Raw genomic sequence first — 25057 nt, forward strand, 5'->3', positions numbered from 1 at the left:
AGTCTAGTGCATCATGAGAAACTACATTTCCTTTTATCAATAACATCCCACAAGCAAGTCCACAAATTTCTGATAATCGCCCGCAGTCAAAATTTGCGAAACATTTCCTTCTTCGGTCAGAATAGCTGCTAGTGAATCAAATACATCATGAAATAGTCTTCGATCATCTTTGCTGACAGATATAAGCAAGACTAGATTTATTGTTAAATCATTCCACTTTATTCCCTTATCATTTATCAAAACGAACATCCCGGTCTTTTTGGCATTCATTTTGATGGCATGTGGTATGGCGATACGGCCAAATCCTGTGGAGGACATGGCTTCTCTTTCTATTACGTTTGCAAGAAAGTTAGCATCCACATACTCTTTTTTATTCATAATTTTACACATCATTTTAAGTGTTTCCTCTTTTGTCCTAACGGAATGATCTATGTTAAACAGTTGTTCATCCATCATTGTCTCAAGATTTTTCTTAAATAATTCTTTTTGCTTTGTTTCTTTAATTTCTTTAATCTTATTTGCCACTTTATTTTTATCGTTGTTTGAGAATAATGGGTTAATCAAAACAAATGGCACTTTTGGCACTAGATTAAGTTGTACTGCTGAAATGATTAAATCGCTGTTTAGAAAGTCTAAATCACTTTCATTTGTTACAACATGCTGAATGAGCAGATCTTCACCGAAATATTGGGTTAACTTTTCCATAAGGTGTACGTTGAAATTATAATAAAAAGGAAAAAGGATAGAGCAAGCAATTTTAGAATTGGCCTGCTTTTGCATTTCTAGAGCATAGCCTAAATGAAAGGCAATATAGGCTATTTCATCATCATTAATCGTGTATCCGGTTTCTTCTTTAATGGTATAGGAAACATGAACAGCACAATCATAGATGGATGGGCAGTTTTGCTTTATGGCAACAGTCAGCGGGTTTTTGCTGGAAAATTTATTTTCCAAACGCATAAGCAAATTTTTGAGATGGAGTGTCAAGCGCACGAGAACATCTGCATCTTCAATGACAATATAATAATTGTTCTGCAGATCTTCAAGTATTCGCTCCACTAAATTTAAGCACCTTAGCCCTGCGACATCTTGCAAATCAGATAGCTGCAGATGCATAAAGTTGATGCTTGTTCCGCTGCTGGAAATAAGGAAAGCAAGGTCGAGCATTTCTCCTTCCGAGTATTTCACACCAAAGTGAACTTCAAGTCTTTTGGCGATTTCATTTGCGATTTTGTATTCCTTTTCTAAATGGGCTTCTCTATCTATTTGCTGTGTATAAATAAAACTATTTTTCATTCGATCAATGGCAATGGCAATATGAAGGATAATATTGGTAAGGGAATAATCATTTGTAAAATAATGATAAGTGGAAAAAACTTCAGCAACCACATCTCGAATATAATCGATATCATGTCCCACAAAAGCTGCCTTTAATTTATCTATATCTAGAAAATTGCCATTTGTCTCACTATAAAGGATGGAACTCATTAATTTGCGTTTGCTCTTTTCCTGGCCAACAATTTGTATAGTGTCTCCGTAAATTTTCAGTTCCAAATTATAGTCGCTCAAACGTTTTTTGACCTTCCGCAAATCGCCTTTTAAGGTGACTTCACTGATAAATAATTCCTCGCTTAAATCAAAAATACTTACTGGACTATCTGCATTAACCAAGCATTTTAGAAGATATTCAGCTCGTTCTTTTTGTGATTGAGGAATGGCATTATTCAGGGATGCGAAAAAGAAGTTTAATTTATTTAAGTTCACTTGATACCCCTTATTGGACGAAGCAATCAAACCGAACTCCATTGAATTAATATCAGCAATATATGTTTTGACACTTCTTTTGGAAATGCCTAATGCATTGGCAAGTTGGGTCGAGGAAGTCCAGCCATTTTGATTACTTAGATAGCGAAGAATATCTCTGTATTTAATATTCATTACTCTCTCCTCATTTCATTGAAATAATGTGATTTGTTATGTATTTGCACTCCCAAAATATTCATTTGCACCGCCTAAGTGTAAATGAATATTGGAAAGGTGCTACTATTCATATTATATTTTAATTGTAAGAAATGATAGCGTTATCATAAAGGGAGGAGGATTTATTATGAAAAAATTAAACGTATTATTAGTATGCGGATCTGGGGCAAGTTCTGGTTTTATGGCGTCAAATATTCGGAAAGCTGCAGCAAATCGTAATCTAGATATTAGCATTAAAGCTAGAGGGGAAGCCGAAATCGAAAATTATATTGATGAAATCGATGCTTTAATGGTCGGACCTCACTTAGCGTACATTTTAGATGAAATTGAGGAGTATATAGGGGATGCTGATGTAAAAGTTTTACTAATGAAGCCGTCATATTATTCCACTCTTGATGGAGAGGCAGCCATAGAGGATTTATTAAAGGAATTCAAATAATTTACGAATCGAGGTTTGTCATATATGGAGAAACTGATTGGTTGGCTGGAAAATGACTTCTCACCTAAAATGAACAAAATTAATCATAATGTCTGGGTAGTGACATTAAAGGATTCTATTATGCAGCTGCTTCCGTTTATCTTTTTAGGTTCTGTATTCTGTTTGTTGACCATTCCTGGAGATGTATTTCATATTAAAAACTATCCTAATTTTTGGGCATTATTCGGATGGACAATGGGCATGCTGTCTCTTTTAATTTCTTTTTTGATTCCTTTTAACCTAATGGAAAAGAAACGCTTGCGCAAACAGCGCTTTATCGCTGGATGCACCGGTCTTATTACCTTTTTGATTATTATTTCTCCCCAGGTTATTGCAGATAAAGCAATTGGTTTCAGTCATGAATCACTTGGTGCAGGAGGCATGTTTGTCGCCATTGTTGCAGGAGTATTTGCCGGATGGATAATGGGGCTGTTTGGAAGGTTCTCTTTCTTTAAAGAAGAGTCGGTTATTCCGGATTTTGTCCGTGCATGGTTTGATGCCATGCTTCCTATTGCAGTTGTTCTTGTGGCAGCTTGGCTAGTAGTCGATATTGTCGGATTTGATTTATATAATACTATTTTGCGAATATTTATGCCATTAGCATCTATTATGGAGTCACCATGGGGTTTTCCATTGATTATGTTTATTACTTGCTTTTTATATACACTGGGCATTTCAACATGGGTGCTTACTCCTGTAACAAAACCAGTTTTTTTAGCGGCGATTACTGCTAATGCCACTGCTGGGGCTGCTAACCTTGTAACTTCGGAAACTATTTTTTCTGCTTATTTGTGGGTTGGCGGGATAGGCTGTACACTGCCCTTAGTAATCATGTTAGCTTTTTCTAAAAATGCCAAACTGAAAGCTCTTGGGCGAGCAAGCATTACTCCAAGCATTTTCAATATTAATGAACCAGTCGTTTTTGGAGCAATTGCATGGAATCCAATTATGATGCTGCCAATGTGGATTATTGGAATTGTATTGCCAATCATTATTTGGATCGGCACAAAAGTAATTCCTTTTGCTCCTATTCCAAAGATTGTTTTTGATTTATGGTATGTGCCTTTTCCAATTGCAACATGGGTCACAACAGGAACAATAAGTGGAATTATTTTAATGCTGATATGTGTTCTTGTAGCTACTCTTATTTGGTATCCATTTTTTAAAGTGTATGAGAAACAAGAAATGGAAAATGAATTAAAAGAAACAAAATAATTATTTTTTTAAGGAGATTAATAAAGATGGATGAAAAAACTGCACAAAATGCCATGCAAATTATTCTCCATGCAGGAGATGCCCGTGTTCATTGTATGAATGCATTAAAAGCAATCGAAAATAGCAGCTTTGAAAAAGCAAAAGAAGAAATCAAATTAGCAAATGGTGAAATCGTCAAAGCACATCATATTCAGACAAATGCCATTTCAGCAGAAACCCAAGGGGAATCAGGGGAGTATTCGGTGCTTTTTGCACATGCTCAAGATACATTAATGACAATATATAGTGAAATAAATATTGCCAAAAGAATGATCAAGATTTTTGAAGCCTATGAAGCTCGTTTAGCAAAATTAGAAAAAGCAGAAATGGAGGATAAATATGAGTAAAGTGCCAACAGGTTTTCCAAAAGATTTTTTATGGGGCGGTGCTATTGCAGCCAATCAAATAGAAGGAGCATATGATATCGGTGGAAAAGGATTAAGTGTAGCGGACATTAATGAATTCCGCGCTGATATTCCCATTGAGAAAAAATCAAATAAAGAAATAGATACAGCATATATTGAAGCTGCCTTAGATAGTGCAGACCGTGTTTTCCCAAAACGTTGGGGCATCGATTTTTACCATACGTATAAAAAGGATTTAGAATTATTAGCAGGAATGGGCTTTAAAACATTCAGAACCTCTGTTGCATGGTCACGAATCTTTCCGAATGGCGATGAATTAGAGCCTAATGAAGAAGGTTTGAAGTTCTATGATGATTTATTTGAGGAAATCTTAAAAAATGGAATGGAGCCGATGATTACCATTTCTCACTATGAAATGCCTCTGCATTTAACAACTGCCTATAAAGGCTGGTATTCTCGCGAATTAATTGAATTCTTTAATCGTTTTTGTGAAGTATTATTTGACCGTTATCATGAAAAAGTAAAACATTGGATTATTATCAATCAAATTAATTTAATTGTTCATGAATCATTTAATCATCTAGGCATTGCAGAAGATAAAGTAGATAATCTTTTGGAAGCAAAATATCAAGGTGTTCACAATGAAATGGTTGCTTGCGGCTATGCAACAAAATATGCTCATGACAATTATCCAGATCTGCAAATTGGCATGATGTTATGCGGGGGTCCTGTGTATCCAGCGACCCCAAAACCAGAAGATGTGCTGGCTGCTGTTCGCCATAATCAAATGGAATATTTTTTTTCCGATGTATTGTTAAGAGGATATTATCCAGGTTATGCATTCAGATATTTTGACGATATCGGCATTAGTATTGAATTTGGCAAAGGGGACGAAGAAGCACTGAAAAATACGGCGGACTTTATGTCATTCTCCTATTATTATACCCGAATTTGCGATGCTAAAAGCTATGCAAATGGAAATGAAGATTACCGAAATCCAGAATTGGATGCAAATCCTTGGGGATGGTCTATTGATCCAGTCGGTTTAAGAACATATCTTAACCTATTCTATGATCGATATCAGTGTCCAATTTATATTACCGAAAATGGTGTAGGCTACTATGATAAATTAGAAGATGGAGAAATTCATGATTCTTATCGTATTGACTACTATCGAGCTCATATCGAACAAATGAAAGAAGCAATCAAAGATGGTGTAGATTTGCGCGGCTATTATGCATGGGGGCCAATTGACATTATCAGCTGCTCCTCATCAGAAATGTCCAAACGCTATGGCTTCATTTATGTAGATCAAGATGACTATGGCAAAGGCAGCAAGAAGCGTCTGCTGAAAGACAGCTATCATTGGTATAAAAAAGTGATTGCAACAAATGGAGAAGATTTTAAGTAGGAATAAAAGCAAAAATAATAACAGTAGGCTTCTGGAGTTTTATAATATACTGAAATATCGATTCCCTCAGGACTGGTCGGCTGGGGGAATTTTTATTGCTTATTGGAAAGTGATTTTGACAAAGAACAACAATCGCGGTTCTAGCTTAAAGTTATAACAAGAGATAGATTTTATGTATTATCCTATCCTCCTTTTCTCATGTTACATTTATTTTATAGTACATAAACAAAAGAAATGAAGAGAAAGAAAAAATTAGTTCCAACTATTCTAAAACAGTCTTGCTTAGAGAGGAAATATCCTCTAGATACCTTGATTATGGACCTTTGACATAAAAAACATAATGAAAGAAGGAATTCAAATGACTAAAACAATTATTAAAGCACCATTTAGGGCAGATCATGTAGGAAGCTTGCTTCGCCCTCAATCGATTCACGATGCAAGAAAACAATTCGCAGAAGGTGCTATTACAGCTGAACAGCTGCGTGCTATAGAGACAGAGGAAATCAAAAGAATCGTAGACAAACAAATTGAAGTTGGCCTGCAAGCGGTAACGGACGGGGAATTCCGCCGCAGATTTTGGCATACGGATTTTATGGAGCATTTAAACGGTGTGGAAGGTTATGTTCCTGAGCATGGATATAAATTTAAAGGTGTAGAAACCGAGGCTTACGATGTGCGTGTGACTGGCAAGGTATCCTTTAATCCAGATCATCCTCATCTGAAAGATTTTATTGAATTTAAAGAAATTGTCGGTGATCGTGCTGTTGCAAAAATGACTATTCCTAGTCCGAATCAATTTTTTAATGCTGGCATTCGCAATGAAGAAACGTATCCAACTGTTGAAGAGTTCGCTAAAGATATTATCCAAGCTTATCGTGATGCCATCCAAGCATTTTATCAGGCTGGCTGCCGCTATTTGCAGTTGGATGATGTATATATTGCAGGACTTTGTGCACCAGAGCTTCCATTTGCGAAAAGTGACTTAGAAAGAGAAAATTTAATTGATCTTGCTTTGCATGTTGTAAATGGGGTGCTTGAAGGCAAACCTGAAGACTTAGTGGTGACAACTCATCTTTGCCGCGGAAACTATCAATCAGCTTGGGCCTTCGAGGGTCCATATAATCGAATCGCTCCCAGCTTTTTTGCGAAAGAAAAAGTAGACGGCTTCTTCTTAGAGTATGATGATGATCGTTCTGGCGATTTCAAACCGTTAGAATATGTTCCAACTGATGGAACGCAAGTGATTTTAGGAGTTTTCACTTCTAAAAAGGGCGAACTAGAAGATAAAGAAGCAATTAAAGCTCGTGTGCAAGAAGCATCTAAATATGTTCCTCTTGAACAGCTTTGCATCAGCCCGCAATGTGGATTTGCTTCCACACACCATGGCAATAAATTAACAGAAGAACAGCAATGGGCAAAATTAAAATTTATTGTGGATGTGGCACAGGAAATTTGGGGATAAAGAATGAAACTATAGTTAAATAATTGTTACTAAAAACCCCCGGCATGTATAAAAGAATGTCGAGGGTTTTTAGCATGATTCCGAAGGCAGCAAGTCGCTAATCATCCCTATGTTATTTTGTCCAGTACTCGGCAAGTGGGCCTAATTGTTGTAAAAATACTATCAGCTAAACAGTAGTGATTTTTTATGGATTTTGATTAGAGGAAATAAATTAACATGTAATCGTCCTGAAACATATAACTTAGACAGGTTGAATGAACATTTTTTCATCTCCCGTAAGCTTACACTATTTATAATAGTCAGCAGCAATTGATAGAATAAGTGGTTTTAGTTCGGGGGAATTTATCATGTAAGGATTTCCACGATTGATTGGCAATGAATCTATGAATTTTAAAGAGTAAAGAATAAACATTCCGAAATAATTAAATTAGATGTCAAAAAAAAAAGAAAAGTGAAAAAATAGGAATTGCATTGTTAATAAAAATGATGTACGATAATCATATAGAAAAAATTCTTTGTTTTCTAAAAAATAAAAATCATTAACAGAAGGTGTAAATTTGAAATCTCAACAAAGAATTACTGCGAAGACTATAGCAGAACAATTAGGTTTATCAATAGCAACTGTAGATAGAGTGTTAAATAATCGCGGCAATGTAAAAGAGGAAACTCGCCGCAAAGTTTTAGATAAAGCGAAAGAGCTTGGGTACACTCCTAATAAGTTAGCTCGTTTTTTATCAAGAAAAAAAGAATATAAAATTGCAGTTATCTACGGCAAGGTACCTGAATATTTTTGGGCGCAAATTGAAATAGGCATTAAAAAGGCATACAATGAATTAGCTGATTTTGGGCTGGAATTGGAAATCTATCGCTATCCATCCGAGGATTCTTCAGCAAATGCTGAATTTGTCAAACATATTGTAGAGGCAAAGGAAGTTGCAGCAATTGCATTGGCTGCAGGAGATGAAGCGTATGTCCATGCAATTGATTATGGCATTGACAATGGCATTCCTATTTTTACTTTTAATAATGACTCTCCTGAGAGTAAAAGATTAAATTATATAGGGTCTGATTACCGAAATTCGGGAAGATTGGCTGCAGAATTATTATGTAAATTTATAGGGATGACCGGGAAAATTGCTTTGATATTAGATACTGAATTTGTGTATCAATCAAGAGAAAAGGTTGCTGGATTCCGGGAAGTATTAAAGGCGTACCCTAATGTAGAAATGATTGGTCCATTAAAGATAGAGCCTTCAAATCCCCTTGCTTCTCTTGAAAAGCTAACGGAAACTATTTCTTCTGTTTCTGGAATTTATGTGGCGAATGCTCAGCTTACCAATACTGCAAAACATTTAGAAGAGCATTTAAAACAAAATTTGGTATTGATAGGTCATGATATGAATGAAGAAATATATGAATATCTGAATAAAGGAATCATAACAGCAACTATAAGCCAGGATCCTATAAATCAAGGATATCTGACTATTTATAAGCTATTTGAATATATAACGGAAGCAAATAATGTAAAAAATGAAGAAGTAATTACAAAATTAGAGGTTGTAATGAAAGAAAATGCCAAGTTCTATATTTAGAACTTGTTATTATTGGCATAAAATGATGTACGATAATCATTTTAGTTTTTTTAAAGAGGAAGATTATTTAAGGAGGTGAATGGAAAAAGGAGATATAAAATTTTTTATCAGATAAAATGAAAGCGTTTTAAATTGAAAGAGTCAATTCATGAAAGGAAGTGTCCTATGAATAAGTTGCGTGTGATTCAAGTTGGAGCAGGAGGTTTTGGCCAGTCATGGCTACAGCTACTAAACAATTATAACGATGTTGAGCTGGCTGCGATTGTAGATGTAATGGAAGAGAATTTGGCTAAAGCAAAATTGATTACTGATTTACCTAGTAATAGGTTGTTTTCTGATCCAATAGATGCTTTTCAAAAAGTAGAAGCAGATTTTGTTCTAATTGTGACACCACCACAAACACATAAGAATCTTGCAATGGAAGCAACTAAAAATGGACTTCATGTCATGATGGAGAAACCTCTTACCCATACATATAAAGAGGCTGCCGAATTGCTGGCATTTACTCAAAATTATCCTAATAGTGTCATGATCAGCCAGAATTATCGCTGGAATAAACCAATACAAACAGTAAAGAGCTTGTTAGAGAAAAATGTAATTGGGGATGTGGAGTTTGTAAATTATTCTTTCCATAGAGCAACTAATTTTGGCGGTTGGAGAGATGAATATGAAAATATTCTATTAGAAGATATGTCCATTCATCATTTTGATATTATGAGATATTTACTAAATAAAAATCCACTAGAAGTATACGCAAAGAGCTACAGGCCTTCTTGGAGCTGGTTTAAAGGGAATTGTAATGCCCATGTTTCTATCACCTTTGAAGATAATATTTTTGTAAGCTACGCTGGAAGCTGGGTGGCAAAAGGAAAGGAAACCCCTTGGAATGGAGAATTCCGGCTAGTAGGAGAAAAGGGAGCAATTGAATTAATCGATGATGAAGTATACTTATATGATTCTGGTAATATAGCAAAAAAAATTCCATATGTGGAGCTTCCATATGATGATCGAACTCTTTCCCTTGATCATTTTGTAAAATCCCTTAAAAATGGCACAAAGCCGATTACATCAATAGAAGATAATTTTAAAAGTTTTGAATTGACATGTGCAACAATTGAATCGGCTCAATCAAATCGAGTAGTAAGCATTCCATTTTCATTAGTTGAAAATTAAAATACTCATTTTATGGAGGCTATTGTGATGAAGAAAAAGCTGTCGATGATTATTACTATTATAGCAATGTTAATGTTGGTAACTGCTTGTGGAAATAAGAGTGCAAGCAGTGATGGAAAAGTGACATTAACATGGTGGGATGCTTATACAGATACAGATGGAACAGTAATTTCTATTAAAAATGCCATAAAAAAATATGAAGAAGCTCATCCAAATATTAAGATTGAACGAGTAGAGGTTCCCTTTGCAGAGTTAAAAAAGAAGCTATTATTAGGTGCAGCGGGTGGGGAACTTCCTGATATTGTAATCATTGATAATCCTGATCATCAAGCAATGGCTGCAGCTGGTGTATTAGCAGATATAACAGATAATGTAAAAGAGTGGGGAGAATCAGATTCTTATTTTGAAGGACCATGGTCTTCTACCATCTATAAAGGGAAAAATTATGGTGTGCCGTTAGGAAGCAATAATTTAGCTTTATTTTATAATAAAGAGCTATTAGACAAAGCAGGCATAAAACCACCGACAAATTGGAATGAGTTAACAGCAGCTGCTGAAAAGCTGACAGATAAAAGTAAAGGCATTTACGGTATGTCTGTATCGGCAATTAAAAGTGAAGAGGGAACATTTCAATTTTTACCATTTGTTTGGCAAGCTGGCTCTGATTTAAATAATTTCAATAGTGAAGGTACAGTAAAAGCAATTACATTATGGAAAAACTTAATTGATAATGGTTACATGCCGAAAGATATATTAACACAGAATCAGCAAGATATCGCTTTGCAATTTATTAATGGAAAAACAGCTATGATGGTAAATGGTACATGGCAGACAAGTAATTTGCAGCAAAAAGCAAATTTTGATTGGGATATTGTCCAATTACCTGAAGATAAAAAAGGCGGTACTATTTTAGGCGGAGAAAACTTTGCTGTTACAAGCACATCTGAACATAAAGATGAAGCATGGGATGTTTTAGAATTTATTCAACAAAAGGATGTTTTAAAAGAACTTGTTAAAGAAAAAGGCTATATCCCGGCTAGAAAAGATTTGGTCGAAGATGACTACTGGCAAAATGATAAGCTGCTAAAACCATTTGCAGACAGTATGCAGGTTGCAAAAGCAAGAGCATATGGTTCAAAGTATCCAAGCATTTCAGATGAAATTCAGAATATGATTCAAGGAGTATTAACAGGAGAATCAACTCCAGAAGAGGCTGTTAAACAAACTGCAGAGAAAATTAAACCGTATTTATCAGAGTAATATTTACACCATTTTTGCAAACTGGAGGTGGAATTCTAATGCAGACAGAAACACAGAAAACACCATTAGTTAAAAAAGCAGCTGCTGAAAGAAAAGGAAACGTAAAATATGCTGAGAAGTTAGGGAAGTATATGTTTATTATACCTGGCATGACTTTTCTTCTAGTGTTTTTAATATTGCCCATCGGCTACAATATTATGATTTCTTTTAAAGATTTAACTGCTATGAATCTGCTGGGAGAACAAAGTTTTGTAGGATTTCAGAATTATATCACCGTTTTAAAAGATAAACTATTTTTTCTTTCATTAAAGAATTCAATTGTATTTACAGGATTATGCCTAGTATTTCAATTTATCATTGGTTTATTATTGGCGCTGTTTTTTAATCAAAAATTCCCTGGAAGAAATGTACTGCGTTCTCTTATATTAATGGCATGGATGATTCCATTGGTTATTACTGGAACCTTATTTAAATGGATGTTTGCAGGGGAATATGGAATTATCAATCACTTCCTTTTATGGGTAGGGATCATTGATCAGCCTATTCAATGGGTTTCTAACGCAACTACATCTTTGTATAGTACTGTTATTGCAAATATTTGGATTGGCATCCCCTTTAATATGGTTATTTTATTAGCTGCTCTTCAATCACTGCCTGAGGAGCTGTATGAAGCAGCTAAAGTAGATGGGGCAGGCAGAATACGAAGATTCTTTTCTGTCACACTGCCTCTTTTAAAACCAACAATGTTTATTTTAATTATGTTAGGGATCATTTATACCTTCAAAGTGTTCGATATCATTTTAATTATGACTGGCGGTGGTCCAGTACATTCATCAACAGTGCTGCCATTCTATGCATATGAACGCGCATTTACAGATTTTAATTTTTCTCTTGGGGCAACTGTAACAACTATCATGCTTATATTGCTTGTTTTAGTATCCTCTATCTATTTATGGATGGTTAGAAAGGAGGAGCAAGAATAATGAAAAAAAACCTTGTCGGAAGCAAGTATATGGCAACGATTATAGCAGTTTTTTCTACCATTATATTCTTGTTTCCTGTTTATTGGATGTTTGTTACATCGATTAAGCCAATGTCTGCCATATTTGCGATACCGCCAAAAGTAATTCCTGATGATGTTAATTTTGATGCATATGTGAAAAATTTTATTGATAACCCAGAAATATTAACATACTTTGGAAATAGTTTTATTATAGCTGGCGGGACATTAGTTTTGACACTTATCTTAGCTGCCAGTAGCCTATGCTCTTGCTCGACTGCAGATAAGAGGAAAAGGGATTGTCATGATTACTTTGCTGATAGCCCAAATGCTTCCGAGTATTATGTTAGCGCTTCCTTTTTTTATTCTTTTTTCTAAAATGCAGCTTCTAAATAGCTTTCTTTCTTTAATAATTGCCAACACCACATCATCGCTTCCTTTTGCCATACTTGTGCTCCGTCCATTTTTTATGTCCATTCCAACAGGATTGGAAGAAGCAGCTGCCTTAGATGGATGCAATAAATTTAAAACTTTCTACAAAATTATTTTGCCACTGGTAAAGCCAGGTCTTTTGACAGTAGGATCATTTTCATTCTTATTCGCCTGGGGAGATCTATTATTTTCTTTAATTTTAACGACAGATAAAGCAATTCGCCCTTTGACTGTTCATTTATATACATTTGTAGGGCAGCATGGAACCGATTGGAGCAGTTTAATGGCTGTTGCCACCATCTCGATTATTCCGATCATTTTAATTTTTATTGCATTCCAAAAACATATCGTTGGCGGTATGACATCTGGATCTATTAAGTGAAAATTAACTAATAAAGGAGAAATGAATAATGAAATTAGGAGTTTTTGCAGTATTATTTTCAAAAAAGACGTTGGATGAAACATTAGATTATATTCAAGCTAGCGGTCTGCAAACAGTAGAAATTGGAACAGGTGGCTATGTTGGGGATGCTCATTGTAAACCTGCAGAACTTTTAAAGGATGAGAAAAAGCTAAAAGAATTCAAGGAAGAATTTGATAAACGTGGTATAGAAATCAGTGCATTAAGCTGTCATGGAAATGCGCTGCATCCAAATAAAAATATTGCAGATTTGCATCATCAAGCATTTCAAGACACAGTAAAACTTGCTTCTAAATTAGGGGTGGAAAATGTTATTACATTTTCAGGGTGTCCTGGCGAGTCAGACTATTCCTTGCACCCTGTCTGGATAACTTGTCCATGGCCAAATGATTTCTCTGATGTTGTGGATTGGCAATGGAGGGAAAAAGTAATTCCTTATTGGAAAAAACAGAATGAATTTTTAAAAGAATATGGAGTGAAAGTAGCTGTTGAACCACATCCTGGATTTGTTGTTTATAATACAGAAACATTGCTCCGCTTGAGAAAAGAATGTGGAGAACAGATTGGTGCTAATTTTGATCCAAGTCATTATTTCTGGCAAGGGATGGATCCTGTTGCATGTATTAAAGCATTAGGCAAAGAAAATGCATTGTATCATTTTCATGCAAAAGATACGAGAATAGATGACCAAAATGGTGCTATAAATGGTGTGCTGGATACAAAGAGCTATCGAGATATAGCCAATAGATCTTGGGTGTTTAGAACAGTTGGCTACGGGCATGGGGAAGATACGTGGAAAGAAATTATTAGTGCATTGCAGACAGTAGGATATAAGGGAGCAGTCAGCATTGAACATGAAGACGGCCTTATGAGCATTGAAGAAGGTTTTGAAAAAGCAGTGGCCTTTTTGCAAAATAATATTATTAGAGAAGGAGAGGTGGAAATGTGGTGGGCATAAGTAAAAAACAAGTGCGAATTGGCATGGTAGGCTATAAGTTTATGGGAAAAGCCCATTCTCATGCTTATCGAGATGTAGCTTTTTATTTTGACAATAATGTGGAGCCTGTCATGCAGGCGATATGCGGGCGCAATGAAGCTGGGGTAAAGGAAGCCGCAGCAAAGATGGGATGGCAAAGTTATGAAACAGATTGGAGAAAGTTAATTGAAAGAGAGGATATTGATTTAATTGATATTGTAACAACAAATAATAGTCATGCGGAAATTGCTATTGCCGCAGCTGAAGCAGGCAAGCATGTATATTGCGAAAAACCGCTGTCAATGACGCTTGAACAATCTGCAAGAATGTTAGAAGCAGTAGAGAAAAATGGTGTGATTCATATGATTAATCACAATTACCGCTTTGCACCTGCTGTTCAGTTTGCAAAGCGGCTGATTCAAAGTGGAAGACTAGGGAAAATTTATCATATTCGTGCAACCTATTTGCAAGATTGGATTATGGATCCATCATTTCCCCTTGTATGGAGATTAAATAAAGAAGTTAGTGGCTCAGGTGCCCATGGTGATTTAGCTGCACATATAGTGGATTTAGCTAGATTTTTAGTCGGCGAATTTAAAGAGGTTAATGGGATGATGGAAACTTTTATTAAAGAGCGCCCGATAGTGGAACAAAGTTCTGGTTTAAGTGGAACAGCATCAAGTGAGCAAATGGGAGAAGTAAATGTAGATGATGCAAGCATTTTTATGGCCCGTTTTGAAAATGGTGCAATCGGAACATTTGAAGCAACACGTTTTGCAGGTGGAAACCGCAATGGCAATCGTTTTGAAATCAATGGAGAAAAAGGATCTATTCGGTGGGATGTAGAGCATATGAATAATTTACAGGTGTATTTCCATGATGATGAGCCTGGTTTGCAAGGATATAGAACAATCAGCTGTACAGAAGAAATGCATCCATATGCCAGTGCCTATTGGCCAGCAGCCCATATTATCGGCTATGAACATACATTTATTAATCTGGCAGTAGAACTATTAAATGGTATAGATAAAGGTTACAGTCCATCCCCTAACTTTATGGATGGAGTCAAAAACCAGGCTGTACTAGAGGCTGTTGAGCAATCAGCGTCTTCAAGACAATGGGTTTCTATTTCCCAAGTACAGCAAAGTTCGGAGTATTCCATGTAATGGAAGTGCTTGGAAAAGACAAGTTTTATGATTGTTTTTTTATGGAGAATATATTTTATCATGCATTAAGGAACTTTTGACCCCTGCTTAAGGAATGATAAGAGCAAACAAAATCAGGTGGGGACATGGAAAATCTCTGCTGATTGAAATTTCACTTTATGCATAATAAGAGTAGTCATCTTTCTGACATAGAACGATGGCTATTTCTGGTTGTATTTCTTTCTTTTTTTATCATCATTTGTTGCCGTATGGATTTGTTACAAGTAAAACATTTGTTAGAATATTTGCGAATCAGCAACAGTATAGGGCATGACAGCAGCTGGGACTAGACCAGAACTGTAGGGGAGAAAAGCATAATGGATGGTTCTTTAACTTTCATCTAGGTGCAGGACAATGTTTTTCTTTCTTTTTTTGCCGCCGAAAAACTCTTGTTCAACTATATATTTTTTGTAATTGTTCTATTAATATTTAATAGAATAGTACTAGGAAAGAAATATTAATAGAAGGAGGTAACGGTGTATATGGAAGGTTTAGGACTAATTATCAATATATTAACTACCGTATATTTGGCAGTAGATGCCCGTAAACATAATAAAAGCCCTATCCTTTGGGCAATATTAGGTTTCGTGTTTGGTTTGCTTGCCTTAGCTGTATATTTTATTAGAACGGAACGAAAACTTATAGGCTGGATATTGCTTGTAGTTGTCAGTATCGTCTATATACTTATTATACTGTTTTTCATTGCTGTTTTATTTATGTCTTTTTCATAATGAAAAAACGCATGAATTGTTGGCATAACAAATTCAAGGAACCTATCGTCCAATGAGTTGTATTATTGGGCGAAGGTTCTTTTTTGCTTATTGTCCTTAATTTCTACTGGCAATATCCTCTGTATTTCATTTGCATGTTTCTTTTTCAATGACCAATCAAAAATCCTTTTTTGTTAGAGTATATATATTATAATAGTGCAATAATGCACTAAAAGTGATTTTTGCGAAATGTAGAGTTGTAGCGGAATTTTATACGATTACTGCGGACAGCAAAAATCTTCATAACAATGAATTTATTAAGTGGATAAAGTCTGAACAAGGGCAAAAACTAGCAGAAGAGACAGGATATGTAGCCTTGCATAATAAATAAATAGCAGCATAGAATCGTTAGTTGGATTTCTAGCAAGCAATAAACACAGTAAAAATTATAGAGAGAAAATGGATGCAGGTAATTTTTGTGGGGTGGGCGTTTGCCTTTATACATTAAGGTCAGTGCTTTTTTTCATATGGCCATTCTTTTAATTGCAGCTGTCTTTTAACAAGTAGTTATAGTTTTATAAGAAAGATAGTGCAAACGATTGCACTATCTTGTTGTCTGTTATATAATATAGAATATTCAAATAAGTGCTTTTAAATTATCCATTTAAGCTTTGTTGCACAACAGGGAAGCAAATTATTAGATAGTAAAAGCAATCATTATTTTTATTTGTTTATGCAAACGATTGCACCAAGAAGTGAAATCAATACACAAAAATATTCAAACTGTGACAGCTGCTCATTAAAATTTAATTAGATTACAGGAGGAAATTATGTTAGCAGAAAAACTTGTTGAAACTACTGAAAAAAACTCTAGACAGCAGTTGCCCAATCTGCCGATCAGTACAATCTGGCTAATTAGTTTTGGCTTTTTGGGTGTGCAAATGGCATTTTCCTTGCAAAGCTCCAATATGGGCCGTATATTCCAAACGATTGGCGCCGACCCCCATCATTTAGGTTTCTTCTTTATATTGCCGCCATTGGCAGGTTTAATTATTCAACCTTTAGTCGGGTATTTTTCTGACCGGACTTGGATGCCAAAACTCGGCCGACGCATTCCTTATCTGCTTATTGGAGCTGTTGTGTCTGTCATTGTTATGTGCTTGCTTCCGAATGCTGGAAGTTTTGGTTTTGGTTTTGCTTCGATGGCCGCACTGACTTTTGGGGCAGTGACCATTTTGTTTATGGACTTATCATCAAATGTAGCCATGCAGCCATTTAAGATGATGGTTGGTGATATGGTTAATGAAGAACAAAAAGGCTTTGCTTATTCGATCCAAAGTTTCCTATCAAACAGTGGTGCTGTGTTAGCCTGTATTTTCCCTTTTTTATTAACTGTGCTTGGTGTGTCAAATAGTGCGCCAAAGGGTGTAGTGCCGCAATCTGTTGTTATTTCCTTTTATGTTGGAGCAATTATCTTAATTATCTGCAGTCTGTTTACAGTATTTAAAGTAAAAGAGTATTCACCAGCTGAACATGCTGCTTATCATGGCATTACGGAAGACAATAAAAAGGAAAAGGTAAGCTTTTTTAAATTGCTTCGCAACGCTCCGAAAGTATTTTGGACGGTTACTTTGGTCCAATTATTCTGCTGGATGGGTTTTCAATATTTGTGGACTTATGGAACTGGAGCCGTTGCAGCAAATGTTTGGCATACGGTTGAACCATCCAGTTCAGGGTATCAAGCGGCTGGGAACTGGTTTGGCATTTTATCAGCTGTTCAATCTATTGCTGCGGTATTATGGTCGCTTGTGTTGTCACGTGTGCCAAATAACAAACGGAAGCCGGCTTATGCAATTAGCTTATTGCTAGGCGGGATAGGCTTTAGTTCTGTATTCTTTATTCAGAATCAAGAGTTATTGCTCAGTTCCTTTATTTTAATTGGGATTGCCTGGGCTGCTATGATGACATTTCCTTTCACGATTCTTACCAATGCTTTATCAGGCAAGAATATGGGAACATATCTTGGACTGTTCAACGGCAGCATTTGTTTGCCGCAAATCATCGCTTCTTGTTTAAGCTTTGTTTTGTTCCCAGTATTCGGAGCGTCAATGCCGGCAATGGTTTTGTTTTCGGGTATATTGCTTGTTATTGGTGCGTTATCTGTTTCAACTATTAAAGAAACATCTTCAAACTAACTTTTATAAGCTTAAATGGCTGAATAAAAAATGCCCATGGTGCTTCGAGAATGAATCCTTGTTTGGATTGATCATTAGAAGTGAACTGTGGGTGTTTTTGCATAAACCTATCTAAACGAATGACAATGTCGTTTGGCCTTAAAAAGAATCAGAACAAGGGCATTTATGACTTGCATTTTTTAACATGCATTAACGGGCACCCGACCTAAGGGATTAGGATTTAGGCGGGGAGAAACTTGCTGAGTCAAAGCCAGATTGAAGTCTTCCTTTATTATTGGCAAGCCGTTAGATGAAAAAATGAAAAATTCAACTTGCAATAGAAAACGTTATCATTTATAATGAAAGCATAAACAGGATTGTTACTGGTAGGCAGGCAAAACCTGAATCAAATAAACTTATAGAATAAGTACATGCTTCTATGGGTTCATTTGGTTCGGGTTTTTTCGTTTTTTATTAGTTGTAAATGTTTACATTTAATTTGAGGAACATAGCTAAGAACCACCAAAAATCTGCATACTCAAAGAATTTGTCAAAAGCCATGCAATACAGTGATGAGCAATGTGCAATAACATTATTTACTACTTGAAGGAAAAGTGATTAATATGAAAATTATAAAAGTATTTAATAATAATGTCGCTCTAGCGAAGGATTCCAAACAGGTTGAGATGGTCGTAATGGGAAAAGGCCTCACTTTTCAAAAAAAAGCTGGCGACGAAATTGATGAAGAAAACGTGCAGAAAATTTTTGTAACACCATCTAAAAACTTTGCGAGTAAGTTATCAGATCTTTTGAATGAAATTCCATATGAAATAATGACCCTCTCAAAAGACATTATTGAGATGGCAGAAAACGAATTAAAAACGTCGTTAAATGATTCTTTGTATTTATCCTTATCAGATCATATACACTTCGCCATAACAAGAGCTAAAAATGATGTACCCATAAAAAATGCATTAATGTGGGAAGTGAAAAAGTTCTATAAAGCAGAGTATCAAATCTCTAGAACCGCTCTAGCAATGATTAAAGACCGTATGAATGTTGAATTGCCAGAAGATGAAATTGCATCTATTGCACTTCATATCTTTAATGCGAGACAAGACCAGTCAGGCATGGAAGAAACGATGACTATGACCAATATGGTGAAAGATGTGACTAATATTGTCAAATATCATTATGGAATAGAGTTTGATGAAGAATCGATCAATTATAGTCGTTTCATTACCCATCTTCGCTATTTTGCATACAGAATGCTGCGCGGAGAAGTAAATAATGATCTTAATGATATTTTATTCGAGCAAGTAAAGCAGCAATATCCAGAAGCATATCAATGTACTTCCAAGGTAGAGCTGTATTTAAAAAATAAATATTCGATGGAAATGACGAAGGATGAGCTTGCTTACTTTATGATTCATATACATCGGGTATCAAGCAGGGAAAAAAATAATCGTTAATCTCAGGATTGTTACTGGTAGGCAGGCAAAACCTGAAAAGAACCACTTTAGACTATTGTCTGATTGTGTTCTTTTCAGGTTTTTGTTTTTTTATAAAACGTTTAGTTGTGAAAACGATTAAATTCAAATTTCCTAAACAGATTGCAAAAGGTAGTGCCTCCATATCAGAAGCAATAAATAAAAAAATAATTGCTTCTGATATGGGGGCGCTAAATAAACCAAAGCAAAAAATAGGAAGAATATAAAAAAGGAGCAAAACAAATGGATAACAAACAATTAGGCAGCCGAATTGTTGAATTAGTGGGTGGAGAAGGCAATATTAATTCTCTTGTTCATTGTGCAACAAGATTGCGGTTTAAATTAAAGGATACAAAAAAAGCAGATAAACAAGCATTAAGCGAAATAGCAGATGTGCTGACAGTTGTAGAAAAAGGTGGACAATTCCAAGTTGTAATTGGAAATAAGGTCGGAAAAGTATACACAGAAATTATGAATCATCATCATATTTCAGCGGGTGAGGGAGGAGAAGACAAAAACGAACAAAATAAATCTGGAGTAGTTTCCAAAGTATTTGAATATATTTCTGGAACATTTTCTCCGTTGATTCCTGCACTTGCTGGAGCTGGAATGATTAAAGCGCTTCTTGCCTTGCTTTCTACATTCCATTGGATAGATACGGCAGGAAATACGTATGCTGTTTTAAATGCGGCATCGAGCGGTGTTTTCTATTTTTTGCCTATTCTAGTTGGGATTACAGCTGCTAAAAAGCTTGGAGCAAATCTATTTGTAGGGGGAGCAATAGCGGCGAGTTTATTAGAACCTAATTTTACAGCCTTGCTAAGTGCGGAAGGAAGCACTAGTTTTATGCATATTCCGCTAATTGTTGTAGATTATTTGTCTACCGTATTTCCTATCTTAATTGCAATGGCGCTTTATGCACCATTAGAAAGATTTTTAAAGAAATATACACCTGATATGATTCAATTATTTTTTGTGCCAATGGTTAGTTTGCTTGTAATGGTGCCATTAACAGCATTAGTATTTGGACCTTTCTCGGACTATTTAAGTGCGGGGCTTGGGAGTGGGGTTATTTTCCTTTTAGATAAATCAGCTATTCTAACCGGAATAATTATCGCTTCCATTTGGCCAGTATTAGTTATTTTAGGAGTGCATTGGGGAGTTGTCCCAATTATGATTTCCAACTTTTCAAGGGGAGGAGATATGATTGGGCCAATTACAGCTGCTTCTACATTTGCACAAATGGGGATTGCATTTGGTATTTTCCTTCGCTATCGAAAAGACAAAAATTTAGGATCTTTATCTCTTGCTTCTACTTTATCTGGTCTATTAGCTGGTGTTACAGAGCCTATTATCTATGGGATTATTTTGAAATATAAACGCTTGCTTCCGCTTTTATTCATCTCTGGCGCTGTAGGCGGTGCAATCGTTGCGATTTTTAAGATTAAAGTATTCACTTTTGTATTCAACAGCATTTTAACGATTCCAGCATATACACCATCTATTGGATATGCTATTGGAATTGGAACAGCATTTTTCCTTGCTGCTGCTTTAGCCTTTATTGTCGGCAAAGATGGGAAGAAGAAAGAAGAAGATACTGTAGAAGAAATGCAAGACAATCATTCAACGGTGCCTGCTGCAAAAGGAAAAATTGAAATCAGCTCTCCATTAGTGGGAGAAATGATTGCACTAGATTCTATCGAAGATCCAGTGTTCTCAAGTGGAGCAATGGGCAAGGGAATGGCAATTGAACCAACAATAGGATTAGTAGTGGCCCCATTTGATGCTAAAGTTTCTACATTGCTTTCATCTAATCATGCCATTGGATTGGTCAGTAAGGAAGGAGTAGAAGTGCTGATTCATGTTGGCATGGATACCGTTCAATTAGGGGGAACACATTTTGAAGCGTTTGTTCAACAGGAAGATACAGTAAAAAAAGGAGATAAATTATTATCCTTTGATATAGATGCCATCCAAAAAGCAGGGTACAAAACTACAACACCAGTTGTGGTAACAAATACTTCAGACTATTTAGATGTCATTCCTGCTCACAGCGGCAAAAAAGATATAGGGGAAACAATAGTTACTATTGTTGAATAATAAATATACGAAAAAAGGAGAAAAAATCATGACAGAATTTAAAGCAGAATTTCCAAAGAATTTTTTATGGGGAGGGGCAACTGCGGCTAATCAAATAGAAGGCGGCTTTAATGAAGATGGAAAAGGGTTGTCAGCTGCTGACTTTGTAGCATATATACCAAAAGCAGAACGTACAAAAGATCATGCAATGGAAATTACTTCGGAAGAGATTAGAAACGCGTTAAGCGGTGAATCAAACGCTCGTTTCCCTAAAAGAGAAGGAAATGATTTTTATCATCGTTATAAAGAAGATATTGCATTGCTGGCAGAGATGGGATTCTCCGCATTTCGTTTCTCTATTCATTGGTCGAGAATTTTTCCAAATGGCTATGATGAAATGCCGAATGAAGCCGGATTACAATATTATGACAATGTGTTAGATGAATTATTGAAATATAATATTGAGCCGATTGTAACATTATCTCACTATGAAACTCCATACGGTTTAACAGAAAGGTATAATGGCTGGGTTAGCCGTGAAGTTATTGATCATTACGTTCGTTATGCTGAGACTGTATTCAAACGTTATAAAAATAAAGTGAAATATTGGCTTTCTTTTAATGAAATTAATATTATTAACCTGAGTCCATATACTGGCGGCGGGGTTCTTTCAGACCGTGAAGAAAATCCTTTGCAAGCATCTTACCAAGCGTTGCATCATCAATTTGTCGCAAGTTCTTTGGCAACGAAAAAGCTCCATGAGATTATGCCAGATGCAAAAATGGGCTGCATGCTTGCGAGAATGAGCCATTATCCAAATACAGCGAATCCAGAAGATGTTCTAAAGGCGCAAAAAGATAACCAAAATAATTTATTTTATACAGATGTTCATGCACGTGGGGAGTATCCAAAATACATGAATCGCTTCTTTAAAGAAAACGATATTGAGATTGTAAAAGCGGTTGGGGACGATGAAATTTTAAAACAGTATCCAGTAGATTTTATTTCCATCAGCTATTATATGTCGATGCTGTCTTCTGCATCACCAGAGGGAGAGCGCACGGAAGGGAATTTAATGAATTCATTAAAAAATCCTTATTTGGAAGCATCGGATTGGGGATGGCAAATTGATCCGATTGGAATTCGCATTGTATTAAATGATTTGTATGATCGTTATCAGCTGCCTATCTTTATTGTAGAAAACGGCTTAGGAGCATATGATCAAGTAGAAGAAGATGGGTCGATTCATGATGCTTACCGTATTGATTATTTAAGAAAACATATTCAAGAAATGAAAGAAGCCATTGGAGACGGAGTGGAATTGCTTGGCTACACAGCTTGGGGCCCTATTGATTTAGTTTCGATGTCTACAAGTGAAATGTCCAAGCGTTATGGTTTTGTTTACGTAGATAAAGATGATGAAGGAAATGGAACGCTGGAGAGAAAACGCAAAGATTCTTTCTATTGGTATAAAAAAGTTATTGAAAGCAATGGAGAAGAACTATAAGAGGAAATACAAAAAAGCAGGGATGAGAGTCACCTGCTTTTTTTGTATTTTTAGTTTAATGTTTTGGTGAGGTTCGGCTATTATAGCAAAAAATTAAAGAACGGAAAAAATATAAACTCTTATAAATAAAAAACTTGTAAATATTTATTGTATTTTGTCAAATTATATCTTATTATTGTTAATAATGATAATCATTATCATTGATATTCAATGCATGGGAGGTGAATTTTTGAATACAAAGGATACAAACAAAATAGGGATGGGAAATATCTATTATGTCATTATTTTTCTTTTAATAATTCTAATTATGTTCTCTGCTGTTTATTCAGTATCAATTGGACAAGTTAATATTCCTTTCAAGCAATCTATGGATATATTAATCCATGCATTGACAAATGGCAGATTTGGATCGCTGGATAATATTGAAAGCGAATCCTATTTGAATATTATTTTGCAGGTTAGGATGCCTCGGGTTATTTTTGCTCTTCTGATTGGCATGGGGCTTTCTTTGTGTGGAGCCGTCATGCAAGCAGTAGTGCAAAATCCACTCGCTGATCCATATATCCTTGGGATTTCATCAGGAGCTTCCTTGGGAGCAACATTTGCGATTTTGATTGGATTTGGAAGCGGTGCGCTGCTGTCTCAGTTTGGAGTAGCATTTGGAGCTTTTGTTGGTGCTATGATTACTTCAATAGCTGTGCTTGTTTTGTCTAGTATAGGAGGCAAAGCAACATCGGTGAAACTCGTTTTATCGGGGGTTGTTATTGGAGCATTGTGCAGTTCCTTTTCAAGTCTTATTATCTATTTTGCCAATGATTCAGAAGGAATTAAAACAGTTACTTTTTGGTCTATGGGAAGTTTGGCTTCATCCAGCTGGAGTAAAGTGCCTATTATGGCGATTGTAGTTTTACTTGGATGCGGCATGTTTCTTTTTCAGCATCGAGTGTTAAATACAATGCTTTTAGGGGATGAATCCGCAATTACACTTGGAATCAACTTAAGCGCCTATCGTAAATTCTATATGATAATTACTGCCCTTATCACTGGAACCATGGTTGCATATGCAGGAATGATTGGTTTTGTCGGTCTTATTATCCCTCATATATCCAGAGGAATCTTTGGCGCGGATCATAAACGGCTAATGTTAGGAACATTACTATTAGGAGGCCTATTTTTAATTTGGGCGGACATTTTGTCAAGAACCCTAATACATAATATTGAATTGCCGATAGGCATCATTACATCTGTTATTGGCTCACCATTATTCATTTATATGATTGTGAAAAAAGGCTACAATTTCGGAGGGTAGAAAATGGAATTGATTGCGAAGGAAATGGAAATAAAAATCGGCAAAAAAGAAATTGTAAAAAATATTTCACTTCTAGTAAAAAAACAACAATTTGTTGGCCTGATTGGGCCAAATGGCTGTGGAAAATCGACGCTGTTAAAAAGCATTTATAAAAGTTTAGTTCCTCATAAAGGAACTGTTCTTTTAGATGATTTGGATGTACTGAAAACTTCTGAAAAAAAAGTTTCACAGCGGTTAGGCGTAGTTGGTCAATTTAATGAAATGAATTTTGATCTGACCGTGCAGCAAATGGTCATGCTAGGCAGAACACCGCATAAAAAATTATTGGAGTCAGATAAACAAGAAGATTTTGCGATTGTTGAAGAAGCGTTGGCGCGAACGAATTTGCTTGATTACAAGGATCGGAGTTTTTTATCGTTGTCTGGCGGCGAAAAGCAAAGGGTTATTTTAGCGAGAACGATTGCACAGCAGCCGAAGTTTATGATTTTAGATGAACCGACAAATCATTTGGATATTCGTTATCAGATTGAAATTTTAGAATGTGTAAAAGGGTTGAATATTGGTGTACTTGCAGCTCTCCATGATTTAGAAATGGCAGCACATTACTGCGATTATCTTTATGCAATAAAAAATGGAGAAGTATATGCGCATGGCACACCTGAAAAGGTTCTAACACCTGACACAATTGAATCATTATATCAAATAAAGTGCCAAACATTCATTAATCCAGTTACAAATGGGTTGGGCTTTGCATATGGCATATAAAATAGGGGGATAAA

The 25057-nt window shown here is 35.7% G+C and carries 21 protein-coding genes; 20 read left to right on the plus strand and 1 reads right to left on the minus strand.

From position 1 onward, the window contains the following. Positions 1-36: 36 nt before the first annotated feature. Positions 37-1938: a BglG family transcription antiterminator gene (locus NCCP28_RS07095; RefSeq protein WP_248560700.1), complete on the minus strand. Its 1902-nt coding sequence runs from the start codon at positions 1936-1938 to the stop codon at positions 37-39. Positions 1939-2107: 169 nt separating this feature from the next. Between NCCP28_RS07095 and NCCP28_RS07100 the strand changes: the two genes are divergently transcribed. From NCCP28_RS07100 to NCCP28_RS07195, 20 genes are all read left to right on the plus strand, one after another. Continuing rightward, positions 2108-2419: a PTS sugar transporter subunit IIB gene (locus NCCP28_RS07100; protein WP_248560701.1), complete on the plus strand. Its 312-nt coding sequence runs from the start codon at positions 2108-2110 to the stop codon at positions 2417-2419. Between the two features lie 24 nt (positions 2420-2443). Continuing rightward, entirely contained in the window at positions 2444-3673 is a 1230-nt protein-coding gene (locus NCCP28_RS07105) for a PTS sugar transporter subunit IIC (protein WP_248560702.1), read from the plus strand. A gap of 26 nt (positions 3674-3699) precedes the next feature. After that, complete coding sequence (locus NCCP28_RS07110) at positions 3700-4059, plus strand: PTS sugar transporter subunit IIA (protein WP_248560703.1); 360 nt, start codon at positions 3700-3702, stop codon at positions 4057-4059. Further along, complete coding sequence (locus tag NCCP28_RS07115; RefSeq protein WP_248560704.1) at positions 4052-5488, plus strand: glycoside hydrolase family 1 protein; 1437 nt, start codon at positions 4052-4054, stop codon at positions 5486-5488. Before NCCP28_RS07110 ends, NCCP28_RS07115 begins: the two co-directional genes overlap by 8 nt. Positions 5489-5846: 358 nt before the next feature. Continuing rightward, the gene (locus NCCP28_RS07120; RefSeq protein WP_248560705.1) at positions 5847-6950 is read left to right on the plus strand and encodes a 5-methyltetrahydropteroyltriglutamate--homocysteine S-methyltransferase; all 1104 of its coding nucleotides are present in this window, start codon (positions 5847-5849) and stop codon (positions 6948-6950) included. A 557-nt stretch (positions 6951-7507) separates the two neighbouring features. Continuing rightward, the gene (locus NCCP28_RS07125) at positions 7508-8542 is read left to right on the plus strand and encodes a LacI family DNA-binding transcriptional regulator (RefSeq protein WP_248560706.1); all 1035 of its coding nucleotides are present in this window, start codon (positions 7508-7510) and stop codon (positions 8540-8542) included. A gap of 165 nt (positions 8543-8707) precedes the next feature. Continuing rightward, the gene (locus NCCP28_RS07130) at positions 8708-9715 is read left to right on the plus strand and encodes a Gfo/Idh/MocA family protein (RefSeq protein ID WP_248560707.1); all 1008 of its coding nucleotides are present in this window, start codon (positions 8708-8710) and stop codon (positions 9713-9715) included. A gap of 27 nt (positions 9716-9742) precedes the next feature. Continuing rightward, a complete protein-coding gene (locus tag NCCP28_RS07135; protein WP_248560708.1) occupies positions 9743-10975 on the plus strand; it encodes a sugar ABC transporter substrate-binding protein in 1233 nt (410 codons plus the stop codon). A gap of 38 nt (positions 10976-11013) precedes the next feature. Continuing rightward, entirely contained in the window at positions 11014-11958 is a 945-nt protein-coding gene (locus NCCP28_RS07140; protein WP_248560709.1) for a carbohydrate ABC transporter permease, read from the plus strand. Beyond that, positions 11958-12353 carry an ABC transporter permease family protein gene (locus NCCP28_RS07145; RefSeq protein WP_248560710.1) on the plus strand — a complete coding sequence of 132 codons (396 nt, stop codon included), beginning with the start codon at positions 11958-11960 and terminating at the stop codon, positions 12351-12353. The genes NCCP28_RS07140 and NCCP28_RS07145 overlap by 1 nt, the downstream gene beginning before the upstream one ends. Beyond that, positions 12280-12789, plus strand: a complete 510-nt coding sequence (locus tag NCCP28_RS07150) for a carbohydrate ABC transporter permease (RefSeq protein ID WP_248560711.1) — start codon at positions 12280-12282, stop codon at positions 12787-12789. The genes NCCP28_RS07145 and NCCP28_RS07150 overlap by 74 nt, the downstream gene beginning before the upstream one ends. Before the next feature lie 28 nt (positions 12790-12817). Next, entirely contained in the window at positions 12818-13786 is a 969-nt protein-coding gene (locus NCCP28_RS07155) for a sugar phosphate isomerase/epimerase family protein (RefSeq protein WP_248560712.1), read from the plus strand. A 23-nt stretch (positions 13787-13809) separates the two neighbouring features. Further along, positions 13810-14970, plus strand: a complete 1161-nt coding sequence (locus NCCP28_RS07160; protein ID WP_375709382.1) for a Gfo/Idh/MocA family protein — start codon at positions 13810-13812, stop codon at positions 14968-14970. 521 nt (positions 14971-15491) lie between these two features. Further along, positions 15492-15740 (plus strand): hypothetical protein, encoded by a 249-nt coding sequence (locus tag NCCP28_RS07165; protein ID WP_248561119.1) that lies wholly within the window; start codon positions 15492-15494, stop codon positions 15738-15740. 809 nt (positions 15741-16549) lie between these two features. Then, positions 16550-17914 carry an SLC45 family MFS transporter gene (locus tag NCCP28_RS07170; RefSeq protein ID WP_248560713.1) on the plus strand — a complete coding sequence of 455 codons (1365 nt, stop codon included), beginning with the start codon at positions 16550-16552 and terminating at the stop codon, positions 17912-17914. A 602-nt stretch (positions 17915-18516) separates the two neighbouring features. Beyond that, positions 18517-19365 carry a BglG family transcription antiterminator LicT gene (gene licT, locus NCCP28_RS07175; protein WP_248560714.1) on the plus strand — a complete coding sequence of 283 codons (849 nt, stop codon included), beginning with the start codon at positions 18517-18519 and terminating at the stop codon, positions 19363-19365. 261 nt (positions 19366-19626) lie between these two features. Continuing rightward, positions 19627-21483 (plus strand): beta-glucoside-specific PTS transporter subunit IIABC, encoded by a 1857-nt coding sequence (locus NCCP28_RS07180; protein ID WP_248560715.1) that lies wholly within the window; start codon positions 19627-19629, stop codon positions 21481-21483. A gap of 28 nt (positions 21484-21511) precedes the next feature. After that, positions 21512-22969, plus strand: coding sequence for a glycoside hydrolase family 1 protein (locus NCCP28_RS07185; protein ID WP_248560716.1), 1458 nt, complete (start codon positions 21512-21514; stop codon positions 22967-22969). 214 nt (positions 22970-23183) lie between these two features. Next, entirely contained in the window at positions 23184-24278 is a 1095-nt protein-coding gene (locus NCCP28_RS07190) for a FecCD family ABC transporter permease (RefSeq protein ID WP_375709373.1), read from the plus strand. Between the two features lie 3 nt (positions 24279-24281). After that, positions 24282-25043 (plus strand): ABC transporter ATP-binding protein, encoded by a 762-nt coding sequence (locus NCCP28_RS07195; RefSeq protein WP_248560718.1) that lies wholly within the window; start codon positions 24282-24284, stop codon positions 25041-25043. Positions 25044-25057 lie beyond the last annotated feature (14 nt).

It is taken from the genome of Niallia sp. NCCP-28 (assembly GCF_023168165.1).
Lineage (GTDB): Bacteria > Bacillota > Bacilli > Bacillales > Cytobacillaceae > Niallia.